At 43.1% G+C, this 13,578-nt stretch carries 10 protein-coding genes and 1 tRNA gene; all 11 read right to left on the reverse strand.

Annotation, left to right across the window (positions count from 1 at the left end):
* The coding region (locus ACYZZR_RS12950) for an IS3 family transposase (RefSeq protein WP_461534443.1) at nt 1-761 on the reverse strand (761 nt) is incomplete at its 3' end.
* Nucleotides 704-1,018 (reverse strand): transposase, encoded by a 315-nt coding sequence (locus ACYZZR_RS12955; protein ID WP_461534434.1) that lies wholly within the window; start codon nt 1,016-1,018, stop codon nt 704-706. The genes ACYZZR_RS12950 and ACYZZR_RS12955, both read right to left, overlap by 58 nt.
* Before the next feature lie 521 nt (nt 1,019-1,539).
* Nucleotides 1,540-2,868 carry an ATP-binding protein gene (locus ACYZZR_RS12960; RefSeq protein WP_461534435.1) on the reverse strand — a complete coding sequence of 443 codons (1,329 nt, stop codon included), beginning with the start codon at nt 2,866-2,868 and terminating at the stop codon, nt 1,540-1,542.
* A gap of 12 nt (nt 2,869-2,880) precedes the next feature.
* Nucleotides 2,881-6,105, reverse strand: a complete 3,225-nt coding sequence (locus ACYZZR_RS12965; protein ID WP_461534436.1) for an HsdR family type I site-specific deoxyribonuclease — start codon at nt 6,103-6,105, stop codon at nt 2,881-2,883.
* Nucleotides 6,102-7,979, reverse strand: a complete 1,878-nt coding sequence (locus ACYZZR_RS12970) for an ATP-binding protein (protein ID WP_461534437.1) — start codon at nt 7,977-7,979, stop codon at nt 6,102-6,104. Before ACYZZR_RS12970 ends, ACYZZR_RS12965 begins: the two co-directional genes overlap by 4 nt.
* Complete coding sequence (locus ACYZZR_RS12975; RefSeq protein WP_461534438.1) at nt 7,954-9,039, reverse strand: SIR2 family protein; 1,086 nt, start codon at nt 9,037-9,039, stop codon at nt 7,954-7,956. Before ACYZZR_RS12975 ends, ACYZZR_RS12970 begins: the two co-directional genes overlap by 26 nt.
* 3 nt (nt 9,040-9,042) lie before the next feature.
* Nucleotides 9,043-10,116, reverse strand: a complete 1,074-nt coding sequence (locus ACYZZR_RS12980) for a restriction endonuclease subunit S (protein ID WP_461534439.1) — start codon at nt 10,114-10,116, stop codon at nt 9,043-9,045.
* Nucleotides 10,109-11,665, reverse strand: a complete 1,557-nt coding sequence (locus tag ACYZZR_RS12985; protein ID WP_461534440.1) for a class I SAM-dependent DNA methyltransferase — start codon at nt 11,663-11,665, stop codon at nt 10,109-10,111. The genes ACYZZR_RS12980 and ACYZZR_RS12985 overlap by 8 nt, the downstream gene beginning before the upstream one ends.
* Before the next feature lie 13 nt (nt 11,666-11,678).
* Nucleotides 11,679-12,296: a DUF6088 family protein gene (locus ACYZZR_RS12990; protein ID WP_461534441.1), complete on the reverse strand. Its 618-nt coding sequence runs from the start codon at nt 12,294-12,296 to the stop codon at nt 11,679-11,681.
* A gap of 59 nt (nt 12,297-12,355) precedes the next feature.
* A complete protein-coding gene (gene mobA / locus ACYZZR_RS12995; RefSeq protein WP_461534442.1) occupies nt 12,356-12,832 on the reverse strand; it encodes a conjugal transfer protein MobA in 477 nt (158 codons plus the stop codon).
* 615 nt (nt 12,833-13,447) lie between these two features.
* Nucleotides 13,448-13,520, reverse strand: a tRNA-Met gene (locus ACYZZR_RS13000).
* Nucleotides 13,521-13,578 lie beyond the last annotated feature (58 nt).

Here is a 13,578-nt window from a genome sequence, read left to right on the forward strand (position 1 = left end):
AGTTCGACTTTTATGGTTTTAAAGAAGCTCTCAGCTACTGCGTTATCCCAGCAGTTTCCTCTTCTGCTCATACTTTGTTTTACTCCTTCATAACTGCTTAAGAGGTTTCTAAAGGCGTTACAGGCGTACTGGACTCCTCTGTCTGAATGGAAAATTAATTCTCCACATAGGGGCCTATTCTTCACAGCCATTCTCCAGGCAGCTATACAGGTGTTTGTAGCATTTAAATCGCTACTGAGGGACCATCCAATTACTTTGCGGTCAAAGAGATCAATGATAACCGTTAAATAAAGCCATCCTTTCTTGGTTTTAATATAGGTGATGTCAGATACCCATTTCTGGGCCTTGGCTTCAGGAGTGAAATCTCTGTTCAATAGGTTTTCTGCCACAGGATATTTATGCTTGGAGTCAGTGGTGACCACAAATTTTTTAGCATGGACAGCCCTAATACCATTTTTTCTCATCAACCGCGCCACTCGTGGTCTGGAAACGTTAATGCCCTCAGCATTAAGCTCTTTCGTTATCCTTGGACTTCCATAAGTTGCCTTACTTTTTTCGTGGATTCGTCTGATCTTAGAAAGCAGCATGCGATTTTCATTATGGCGGCTGGAGGAAGGCATTCCCTGGCTTCTATAATAGCCACTCTTACTAACCTTAAAAACTTTGCACATCTTCTCAACAGGAAATTCCAATCGATGATCCTTTATGAATTGGTAGATCTCCTGTCGCTCGCGGAGAAGATGCCCACCGCCTTTTTTAATATATCCCGTTCCATGGTTACATCGGCAAGCTCCTTTTTCAACCTAGCCAGTTCTTTTTCCTCTGGCGTGAGCTGCTTGTTACCATTGCCACTGAAAGAGAGGGTAGGATTGGCTTTGAGCTCCCTCCTCCAACGATAGATGAGTTCTGCCCTCACTCCAAGTTCCCCGGCAACCTCCACGACATTGCCACGAACCTTGCTCAATTCAAGGGCTTTTTGTTTAAACTCCTTACTGTAACTTCTTCTTGTTTCTTTCATCGTAAAGTTAAGGTTTTTAATTTTCTGACCTTAACTTAGTGTCCCGGCAAATGTAGCAAGACCAGTATTACACTTGTCTTAAGCTAACACTTCCTACTGTAAAGGCGTGTTCGGGACTTTCACCCTAAAGTTATCGCCCATGCTGGGCGCACAAAAGGCAAGGCTCCACATTTCTGTGAAGCCTTTCTTTTCTAGTAGCCCCAACCGAACAAATCTCGAAACATTTTTTGGAGGATTTAGAGCGGTTGGTGGGGTTGGATTTTGAGGCGGTACCATTGTAATTTTGACTCAATTGGCTCATGACTTGAGCCCATTCTGCGCCCATTGACACAATTCTGGTTCAATCCTGACGCAATTGAGGCAATTCATATTGACGGCAAAACACCACTTTAGCGCTACAGATATAGGGCTCGTTCATTCCATATTGCCCGACTGTCTTGTAGGAAATACTTGAGCCTAAATTGTTTTTTTTTATTGCCTTTTGGCTCACAACCTGAATCCTTGTGAGCCAATTGAGCCAATTATGAGCCAATCAAAATGTAGTTTGTTCCAGCTCCAACATCACCGCTTCGTCTCAGTATTTGAAATTTCTCTACAAGTTCACTCAAATCTCTAGTTGCAGTAGCTTTCGAAACATCGTTTAATGTTTGGTAATCACTATTGGTGATTTTCCCTTTTTCTTTAGTGAACAAAACGGCCTTCACTTGCCTGTTGTTCAATCCAAGTTCTTCTAAGTAATCGGCGTTATAAATATCCTTTTTAAACGTTACCCAAAAATCCGAACCTTCCACAAGGTAAGCCGGTGCGGGAAGTCCTCCGGCAACACACAATTCCGTCATTTTGCTGATGCCACGCCCCCATGATTCTACATAGCCGCTACGGAAAAACGCATTGGCAATATCCGGATTATAAGGTCTGGACGAATGGCTTTTCAACAGGTTGCTTACCGTCCAGTTCTCAGGCAGATGCCCCTCGTTCCAGATCATTATCTTATCCTTGTACACACGGATCTGAATAGGCGTCAAACCCGAATAATCTTTATGAGCAATCGCATTGAGCAAGGCCTCGCGTACCGCTTCTTTCGGATATTCGTATATTTCCACCCGGTGTATGCCTTCGTAACTGATCAGCGCTTTGATGTACTTGGTAAAAAGCAAGTCAACCGTTTTTTCCACTTGTTCAAACAAATTTCCGTGAACCTCGTCCTGAAAAATCAAATCGGCTTCATTTTCAAAATAACCAATCTTGATGTAAGCGCCTGTTACAAACTTTTCCGGATCGGGATGGAACAACAAAATGGCCGCCCGTTTCAAATAGTCCCCCTCAATCAGTTTCAGGTTTTCCAGCAGGTGCGTATTGTCTTCGGCTAAAGCTTCTTCGCTAAGGCGTTTGCTCCGAATGCCTCTTTTCTTGAAAAACTCCAAGGTTTCCGACTTCAAATCATCGACTGACACCTTGGGTACCGGGACACCGTCCCAACGCTTGCCTTTTTTCTGCAACAAAAATTTATCCAGGGCAGCACCTTTCAATTCCTGTTTGGTGCTTCCACTTCGGTAATGGTATTGACCTTTATAATTTACGGCATTAGGGTAGGGCTCCACTACGATTTCCAGATAATCACCTTCCTTGGTTTGGTGTAAATTCACCTCTGCCACAATCCCCAAGACATCCCTTACTTTGTTGGGGATTTCTTCCAGCAACTGTTTCGCATCAGCCACGCCGACCACTTTTCCGTTATCGTCTTCCCCGATGAAAATAGTACCACCATGGGCATTTGCAAAACCGCAAATCCACTTCAGGTACTCGTCTCGCCAAGTCTGTTTGTATTCTATGTTTTGAGATTCTGACATCCTGTTATTTTACTACCTTGTTATTTCGTTTGCTATCATCTCCGCTTGTTTCAACACGGTTTCAGTTGCCAGCATCTGCATATCCGGCGGATAGCCATACTTCCTTAAAATCCGTTTTACCGCAACCTTCAACTTCGCTTTCACACTTTCCTTAATCGTCCAGTCAATCGACGCATTTTGCCGGATCGTTTCCGTCAGTACCATCGCCAGTTCGCGCAGCTTATCCTGCTGCATAAGTTCTTTTGCGCTGTCATTATTGGCCACTGCCGTATAAAAAGCATATTCAAAGTCCGTCAAGCCCATCTGTTTCGCCTCATTGTCCATTTCCACAATGCCCTTGCTCAGCTTGATGAGTTCCTCGATCACTTCGGCTGCCGTCAGGATCTTATTGTGGTATTTCCGGATCGAGTTTTCCAGCATTTCTGAGAACGACCGGCTTTTCACCAAGTTCTTTTTCGCCCTTGATTTGATTTCGTCATTCAACAGCTTCTTCAACACTTCCAAGGCCACGTTTTTATATTCCATGCCCTTTAGCTCCATCAGAAACTCGTCAGACAGAATGGAAATATCCGGACGCTTTATTCCTGCGGCATCGAAAACATCAATGACCTGTTCCGAAACCAAGGCTTTGTCGATCACCTGACGAATGGTCGTTTCGATCTCTTCATCAGTTTTTCCCGTGCCGGTGCTGTCAAATTTTGCCAATCTCGCTTTTACAGCCTGAAAGAACGAAACTTCGTCTTTTGCGTCCATGGCCTGCTCGTGCGGGACGGCTATGGCGAAGGCTTTGGATAAAGCCGTCACTTCGTTGATATACCGCTTCTTGCCGTCCTCCAAACCGAGGATATGCTCTTCGGCTGCCAGAATCAACGACAGTTTTTTGGACGTGTCGGCTTCAAAATAGCTTTCGTATGCAAATCCGTGATACATATTCGAGACCACTTCCAATTTCTCCAGCATCAACTGCACTGCTTGTTCCTGTGCAATGGTCGGGTCACCTTTACCACCCGCATCCGAATAAAAGGCCAGTGCCTTTTTCAGGTCAGAAGCAATTCCCAAATAATCTACAATCAAACCACCCGGCTTGTCTTTGTACACCCGGTTTACCCGGGCAATCGCCTGCATCAGATTATGCCCTTTCATGGGTTTGTCGATGTAGAGCGTGTGCATACTGGGTGCATCAAAACCCGTGAGCCACATATCCCGAACAATAACCAATTGCAATTCATCATCCGGATTTTTCATCCGTTCGGCAAGCATTCTTCGCTGTTCTTTGGTGGTATGATGTTTGGCGATTTTCGGCCCGTCAGCAGAGGCCGAAGTCATAATCACTTTAATGACCCCCTTATTCAGATCGTCCGAATGCCATTCCGGTTTCAAGGCGATAACGGCATCGTATAAATCGGCTGCTATTCTCCGGCTCATGGAGACGATCATCCCTTTCCCCTCAAATACCGACTGCCGCTGACTAAAGTGCGTAACGATATCTTTGGCAATCGTAGCCATCCGCTTTTCGCTTCCCACCAGCGCTTCTAGCTGCGTCCATTTCGCCTTGGCCTTTTGGGTATCGGTCAGCTCTTCCTGCTCCAGTTCATCATCCAGCTCGTCCACCAGTTGCTTGCCTTCTTCACTCAGGTTCACTTTTGCCAGTCGGCTTTCATAAAAAATACGGACAGTAGCACCATCTTCCACCGCCTGGGCAATATCATATATGTCCACATAGTTACCAAATACCGCCGGCGTGTTGACATCGGTACTCTCAATAGGCGTGCCGGTAAAGCCCAAATACGTGGCATTGGGCAGCGCATCGCGCATATATTTGGCAAAACCGTACACGATCTTCTTACCAACCACATTTCCCTGCCCGTCCCTGGCATCGATGGTCTTGGCTTTAAACCCGTATTGGGTACGATGCGCTTCATCCGCAATCACCACAATATTCTTCCGCTGGGAAAGCGTTTCATACACATTCCCTTCTTCGGGTTGAAATTTCTGAATCGTCGTAAACACCACGCCTCCCGAAGCCACTTTTAGCAAGTCTTTTAACTGATTCCGGTCGTCCGCCTGCACCGGCTCCTGACGCAGCAATTGCTTGGATGCCGCAAACGTATCAAAGAGCTGATCGTCCAAATCGTTGCGGTCGGTGATCACCAGAATGGTGGGGTTGTCCAAAGCCAGTACAATTTTACCGGTATAGAAAACCATCGACAAGGATTTACCGCTTCCCTGTGTATGCCACACCACACCACCTTTCCGGTCGCCAATGGGCTGATTTTTTACGCCAGGTAAACCATAGCTTACGGGGTCTTCCATAGCCACATTCAACGGAGTCTCTTCTTCAACGTTAAAACCCGTTGCCCGCAACGTGGATTCCACCGCCCGGTTTACGGCATAATATTGATGATAGGCGGCTAATTTTTTAACGGTTGAGATGGTCGTAATACCGGTTTCCGTATCCTCCCGCTTCGATTTTTCAAAAACCACAAAATGCCGGATGATGTCGATCAGCGTTTCCTTGTTCAGCATTCCCCGTATCAAGGTTTCCAGCTGGCTGACCAAATGCGAAGCCTCCGCTTTTCCATCGGCCGATTTCCATGGCATATAGCGGCTGAAGCCCGCTGAAATAGAACCTGCTTTCGCTTCCAATCCATCGGAGATTATTACAAAACCGTTGTAGGTAAACAAACCCGGAATGATGGTTTTATAGGTTTCTACCTGCTTGAAAGCAGAATGAATGGTGGTGTTTTCATCCGCCGTATTCTTCAATTCAATCACCACCAGCGGAATGCCATTGACAAACAGCAAAACATCCGGCCGCTTGTTATTCCCATTCTCGATGATGGTGAATTGATTGGCAACGACAAACTCATTATTATACGGGTCGTTAAAATCAACCAGCCAAACCCGGTCGCCACGGTCGTCCCCATCTACCTGTTTGGAAACTGGAATACCTTCCGTCAATAAACGGTGAAAGGTCTCGTTGTTCGCTAAAAGCTCCGGAGACGCGATACGCTGTATTTCTTTGATGGCCTCCGCCTGTGCATCAGCCGGAATGTCGGGATTGATACGCTTTACAGCATTTTGTAGTCTGTTCAACAACAGTACTTGTTCATAGCTATCCCGTTCAGGCGTAGCACCATCGGGAGCAATATCTGGGGCGTAGATGTATTCGTAACCTAATGCCTCCAAACGTTCTATCGCCAATTGTTCAATATGGTTTTCGGTTATTCTATTCATGTCCCCCATGCTTTTTCTAAATCAATCGTCTCGCTTTTCGGCTGTTTTTCGCTTGGTAATAAATCAATATCCACTTTTACAGGAATGTCCGATGCTAGTCCGGCAATGAAACAACTCCCTACGGACAGTACAGGAATTGATTCAAACGAAAGTTTATCCAAATAGGCCACTGTTTTCTCAATAGCTTTTATGTCGAGGTCGTTTATCAGTCGGTGAATAAAGTAGTTATGCAATTGTGAAATAATCGTTGCTGAAATGTCATACGGTCTTTGGCTTGAAACCGTCAGAAAAGTGCTGAACTTTCTACCTTCCTTAATAATTTCCTCAAAAGTTTCTAAACGATAATCTTTCCACGTTTCACTTTCTCTGTCTGACGACGACGAAAGTATATTGTGGGCTTCATCTACCACGATGTGCAATGATTTATTTTCAAATTCACCTACATCCTTATGTTCATCATATAACTGCTTAACGATAATTAGCGGAAGCGTTTTCTTCATCTCTAAGTTTACCTCCTTAAGATTGACTATTTCCAGATTGCTGTTTGCCAAATCATCGCTTTCAACCGATATGAGCTTTTCAAGCATTTCAAACTTTTTGAACATCCGTCCGATTAATGGGCGAATATGCTCTTGATTGGAATAGCCATTAATTATCTCGTGATAGTATTGGGAAATAATCTTAAACTTTAACCTTCCAAGATTGGATGAATCAACTGAGAGGTTTTCCAAATTGGGAAAGGCTGTTGACAGAACAGAGTCTAAATTATCATTACTGTAAATACTAGTATTATCTTCCTTATCGGTATAATACGCCTTATTTTTCGAATGGAATTTTAGATTGTTCGCTTCTAATTTTATGAGAATTTCCGAAGCCACGTTGTGTCCATTGACTTCTAATTGCTTTAAGTGGCTAAAATATTCTGTAAAGACAGACACCGCCAAGTTTGGATCTGCTTTTTGCAGAATGTCTTTTACGGTTTTTGCAATGTTCTCTTTTGATCTATTATCGAAGTCGTCATCTAAATATTCATTTCTAATGGCTCGATTAAGAAAAGGTTTCTGGGTCTTCTCAGTAGCTTCGAGCAAAACTGAGATAATTTCAAGCCTTTCTATGTTTTCCCGTTTGACGGGGTACTTATCACCCTCCTTATTTTGCGTTGTTAGGTTATACGCTTTTTTTTGGCTTGTTATCAGCTCGCTTTTGGAATACTCCCCGTTAAAATCAACAATTACAAAACGTGAGTTTTTCTTGAAATTTTGATTTTCTACGTTTGCTTGAAACAGTTCAGAAAATATCCTTGCAAGGGTGTTTGATTTTCCACTTCCCGTATTTCCAAAAATACCAATATGGCTGGCGAATAGTTTTTTTATACTTAATCTTATTTCTTGAGATGGTTCTTCGGTCAATACACCAACCTTGATAGTTTTTTCATTATTGAAGAAGCGATGGAGCGTATAAAATTCTTCTTTGTCGAGCAAATAGCACTCATTATCTATTAAAGGCATCTCTTTTATTCCTTGCCTAAATTTGTTGTCCTTCCTATCAAAATGGCCAAAAAGTGAAACCTCTAAGAATCTTGAGATTTTCAATTCATCTTTCTTGTAATCCTTATTGTAAATGTTTTCCTCTTTAATGTATTCGCCTTCTACCTTTCCGATAATTTCAATAAAACCTTTCGTGATTTTTATGTAGCTGCCAACAGTGACGTTCTTGATGGTTGTGCCCCGATAAGATAAGTGTGATAAATTTTTATCTTTTTTCACCTTCACCCGTATTCTACGTCCCTCAACGGAAGAAACGGTACCAATAATAAAAATGGATTCCCTTAATAGAGACTCACCGGTGTTATTCGTCTGCTTTGCTACTTTCATCGCTCTGTATATTTATCACCTTATTGAGAATCTCCTTCGTAAAAAAGGGAAGTGTAAAATAGATGTTATCACTACTCGTATCCGTTTCATGTTCTTCGGGTTTGCTGCCATCGTGTATCTGATATTCAGTTTCTGAGGACATACTCAAAATCGAAACATTTGGATGCTGCAACACTTCTAATTTCTCAAACATTTGTTGCTTTTCCTTTTTTGAGCAGCATACAAACACCCTCAAAGTTGGGTTCGCTTTTGCCGCTCTTAATGTAATCTCTTTGATGTGCTTGTCGTCCATAGAAAACCCGAGGACAAATAAGGTTGCGTTTTCTTTTTCCAATTCACTGGAGTACATCCTTAGCAGCTCATAGTAGTAAATATTTAAAACGCTTTCCAGATGTTTGGATTCTTCAGGATTTACAACAAGAATTTTCTTGTAGGAATTAAAAAACTCTTCCCCTGTCTTTTTAGATAACTCGGGATCAATATGGCCCAGGGAATGCGAGAAAGTTATTTTATCGCCGGATTCAAGCCAAGTCAAAGAGCCATGCATTTTCACTATATTAAATACAGGTATCTCAGAAATATGATCATAATGCAAACTTCTTTGATAAATAGATTTTTTATAGTTTGCCGGACTAAATGTTGGAGTGAACTTTCCTGAAAATCCATCGTTGTACTCAATCAACAGCCTTTCAAGTGTATTCTCCATCAACACGTCAATATTGGTTGTAAACAGGTTCACTTGTTTGCTTAAAATAGTGCTTTTTCTTCGAAGAATCACATCCGATAGGGACAGGAAAAAATCATCATAGCTTTGGGTTGTTTGCTTATATTCATCACTTGAAATCGAGTTTTCTATAACCCCTTTATTGGGAAGCATTACTTTTGAGAAATACTCTTTCAGCTGTGTCTCCCTTTCGGAGTCGTCCTTTGCCTCATTAAGCTTTTGTTCGATATTGCCAAGAGGAGGTAAAAAAGGGTTAGAAACACCCGCACCAACAAGAAAATTGATGTTTGAGCTTTGGATTACTTCGGATAGTTCTTGTAAAATTCTTTCTTCCATAATTTAACTTTTTATTCTCACCTCCCCGCTCATCAGCTTCGGCAACAAGGTGTCGCGAAGAGCCCTGAGGGTACGGATTTGGGTTTGGTTGGTTTTGATTTTGTTATAAAAATCAGAAACTACACTGTCAAATTTATGCAATAGTTCTTCCGGTGGAATTTCAATTGGCATATTATTTAGAACAGCGGTGGTCATACTTGGTACTGCTGATCCTACATTCATGGATGCTAAGTCTTTCTGCTTAATAGATTGATAAATAAATTTTGCAAGATGATTTCTCTTCATGATTGTGTAGAACATTGTATCTACAGTCCAAAAGGCCTCATCCACATACATGACATTATTCAAAGTGCCTTTTCGAGGAATTAGAACTGATTCACCTTCAAAAATTGGTCTTTCAACAGCACGCATGAAACCACCAGAACCGTAAACAGGAATCTGACCATCCGATAGCTTTTTGTGATCTTTTCCATATTTCACTTCAACCAAATCTCCCAAAACTCCTTCCTCCCAATCATCATTCGCCTTCTCCACAAACCACTCCCTAAACAGCGTCTCTGCCATTTTTTCGAGTGTGGCATTTTGGCGGTGCAGCAGGTCTATTTTATCGTCTAAGCTGGAAAGGACGGAGGCGATGGCGCGTTGTTCTTTTGGTTCTGGAAACTTCCATATCGTTTTGCTTACGAAATTCCAATCTGCTCGCGGCATTCGCGTACCAGAAGAGCCTGAATATGAATGGTCGATAAATTCTTGGTTGGCAAAAAAGTAAAAAAGAAAGTCTTTTTCGTTTTCTCCTTTTGGTTTGACTACCCAAATATCTGTTGAGCAAATCCCTTTGAAATTTGGTCGAAATAGCTTTCTGAAATAAGGTCTTAGCTTCCCAAAAAGGAAGTTATCCGAATCGAAATAATACTTATTGCTCGCAACAATTGAAGAATCGCCAATTCCTTCAAGTCGCAAACCATTTTCTACAATATGCTCAAGTGCAATGTAGGGTAGTTGCTCATCGCCAACTTTCCATGAGTCTTTCCGCAACTCGGCTAACTCGCTAATTTCTTGCTCTTTCCACTCACTCATCAATTTTCACTTTTTGAAGGTTAGCGGCAATACGTTCGTTGAGTTTGGCTTCTTCTAAAAGTTGCGCTTCAAACTCGGCTTTCAGGCTGCTAAAGCGTTCGGCAAAGTCAAAGTCATCTTCTTCCTCTGCCAAGCCCACATAGCGGCCGGGAGTGAGTACATAATCCAGTTCGGCTACCCGTTCTTTGGTGGCTGATGCACAAAAGCCTTTTATATCTTTGTAGAGTTGAGATTCCTTCGCTTCGCTCGGAATGACGTTTCGCCAATTGTGGTAGGTGTCGGCTATCTGAGCTATATCTTCCTTGGAGAGTTCCCGGGTTCTACGATTGATCAAATGCCCCAGATTGCGGGCATCAATAAATAAAATCTCGTTACTGCGGTTTCTGAATTTTCCATTGCTACGGTTACGGCTCATAAACCAAAGGGAAGCCGGGATCTGCGTATTCAAAAACAGTTTGGCCGGGAGGTTTACAATACAGTCGATCAAGTCAGCCTCTATCAGTGCTTTTCTAATCTCCCCCTCACCGCCACTTTTGGAAGTCAAGGCGCCTTTTGCCAATACAAAGCCCGCTTGACCACTGGGCGCCAAGTGGTACAGGAAATGTTGGATCCAGGCATAATTGGCATTTCCGGTGGGTGGTGTGCCGTATTTCCAACGACCATCAGTACGCAGCAGATCACCGCTCCAATCGCTTACGTTAAAGGGAGGGTTGGCGATGATATAATCAGCTTTCAGGTCTTTGTGGGCGTCGTTGAGAAAAGACCCTTCGTTGTTCCATTTCACCTGGGAGCTGTCGATTCCCCGGATAGCAAGGTTCATTTTCGCCAGCCGCCATGTGGTTTGGTTACTTTCCTGTCCGTATATGGAAATATCATTTACCTTTCCCTGATGGTCTTCCACAAACTTCTCCGATTGTACAAACATTCCGCCCGAACCACAGCAGGGGTCAAACACACGTCCTTTGTAGGGCTCCAGCATCTCCACCAATAATTCCACCACGCTTCTCGGTGTATAGAACTGTCCGCCTTTTTTACCTTCTGCAAGGGCAAATTCTCCGAGGAAGTATTCAAAGACATGTCCTAATACATCGGCGCTTCTCGCCTTGGCATCACCCAAAGCGATATTGCCAACCAAGTCTATCAGTTCGCCCAAACTAGTGGGATCCAGGTTTTGCCGGGCAAATACTTTAGGCAGCACACCCTTTAGGGAAGCATTTTCCTTTTCAATGGCATCCATGGCATCATCCACAAATTTCCCGATTTCGGGCTGTTTTGCCTTGGATTGCAAATAATGCCAGCGGGCATCCTGTGGCACAAAGAATACGTTTTCCGCTTTATATTCATCCTTGTCCTCCGGATCTGCACCTTGGTCTTCCTCCGCTTGGAGTCTGGCATAAAGCTCTTCAAAAGCATCGGAGATATATTTCAAAAAGATTAACCCCAGTACAATATGCTTGTATTCCGCAGCGTCAATATTCTTACGGAGTTTATCCGCTGCTTTCCAAAGCTGTTTCTCTAAGGGTTCTTCTGTTGTGTTCTGTTTCGCCATAAATTGCTATTCGTTATTGTTGTTGATCTGTCGACTGTTTTAAAACAGGCAGCATAATTTCCCTGATCCATGCAGGGGCAAGCTGAATATCATGCTTTAGCCGTTCAGGTTTTTCCTTTTTCAAGAGTTCCCGGATATGCGTTATTTCCTTGTCAAGCACCTTATCTTTACCGATTGTTTTCAGTGCCTGAATCGCCAGCCCGCTTATTTTGCCAATGGTAGCGACATTTTTTGGCGTTGTTTTTTTGAATACCACACTGCGTTTGCCAATAGTAATCTTCCGGGCAGAGCCATCCGTCAGGTAAATCAAGTTCACCGGCACCTGCGTGGAAAGCCCCAGACTGTTAAGCGCGAAATCCCCCGTGGGAACAATCCTTGCCCTGTCACGCTTAGCTATGGCAAGGGCAACTTCTTCAAGCGTGGGTTTTAGTTTACCAAACGTATCGCTTAGCACCGGTCGATAGTAAATCCCCGCAGCAAGGCGCTCCAATTCACCCGCCTTCACCAAACGCTCCAGAGCCTTCCGTAACGCATCGGCATTACCATACAGCGAAAAACTCTCCGTGAAAAACAGCGTACCTCTTTTGGTTTTCTTAACCTTTTCAAGTATTCGTATTTCGATGCTTTCCAAAATGAAACGGCTTAATTACTGTCACAAATTTAATAAAAATATGTGACGTATCGAGCCGACTATATTTTTCTTACGCCTTCATTGTTTTTCTCCACTGAAATCACCCCTTCCGTAACATGCTTACCCTCAATATCCTGTATCTTCGCCGTTACCCCTCTGAACAATTCCGCCAATTCTACCGTCCCTTTTTCCAATCGATAGAGGTAGGCAGCCGCTTTCTTTTCCGGAAAATGTCGGTATAAAATCTTGACCACCTGGTTGTAATTGGTGCCGACAGATCTGAACAGGGAGTAAAAGTTCGTCAATCCCGTATAGAAATTCAACACACCCATATCATAATAGACCACCTTTAAGTCATTCTCAAAAATGGCTTTTCTTGCAAATTCAGCTTTATTGGGCAGACCGGATTTATCAAATAAGGCTAAGAATTTTGCGTTTTCCGCCTCCGTCAACCGGAAAGCGTATTTGTATTTTGCCTTATCCGCTTTCGACTTTCTACCGACTTTCTTCCTGTTTTTGTTCCATTCTCTATTCATAAAAATTCTGTTTAAAGATTTCAACCATTCGACTTCGGAGAAATGGTTTAGCCCCCTGCGTAAGGGCAAGTAGTTTTGAGGCACTGTTTTAATTTCGAGTGCCTCAAAACACAACTTGCAGTGTTCCGGTGAACACAAGAATCCACTCTTCGAGATGGATTAGTGTTAGCAAAGAAAATGTCCATTTCCAGTATCAAATTTCGGAAAGAAAAGCGGGCGAGCGGTAAGCCATCAATTCCACGAAACAAACTTTTATCTGAAACATTGATGACGAGGAATACCTTGAAATCAAAAAGGAATGCAGGGAGAAAATTGAACGACTGGAAGCGCAGTTAAGTAGTGACGTTTCGAATGCCAAGAAAGTCAATATTGACAAGTCTTTGGACAGGGCATTACACAGTATTGTCAATATCCCGAAACTGTACAGGGAGGGCGGAATCAGCACCAAGCGAGCCGTTATTGGTTCGATATTCCCTGAAAAATTGGAGTTTGATGGAAAAACATATCGAACCGTCCGAATGAACGTAATCGCCAATCATATCTTTCAGATAAGCAACGGATTAATCCAAAAAAAGAACAGGACAAACGAAAATAAATTTCATTTGTCCTGTTTAGTAGCGGGAACAGGACTCGAACCTGTGACCTTCGGGTTATGAGCCCGACGAGCTACCTACTGCTCTATCCCGCGATGTGAGTGCAAATATACAACTGTTTTCAACTTAAAACCAAATTCCCTGAGAAATAAT

The sequence above is a fragment of the Sinomicrobium sp. genome (genome assembly GCA_029266035.1).
Classification (GTDB): Bacteria; Bacteroidota; Bacteroidia; order Flavobacteriales; family Flavobacteriaceae; genus Sinomicrobium.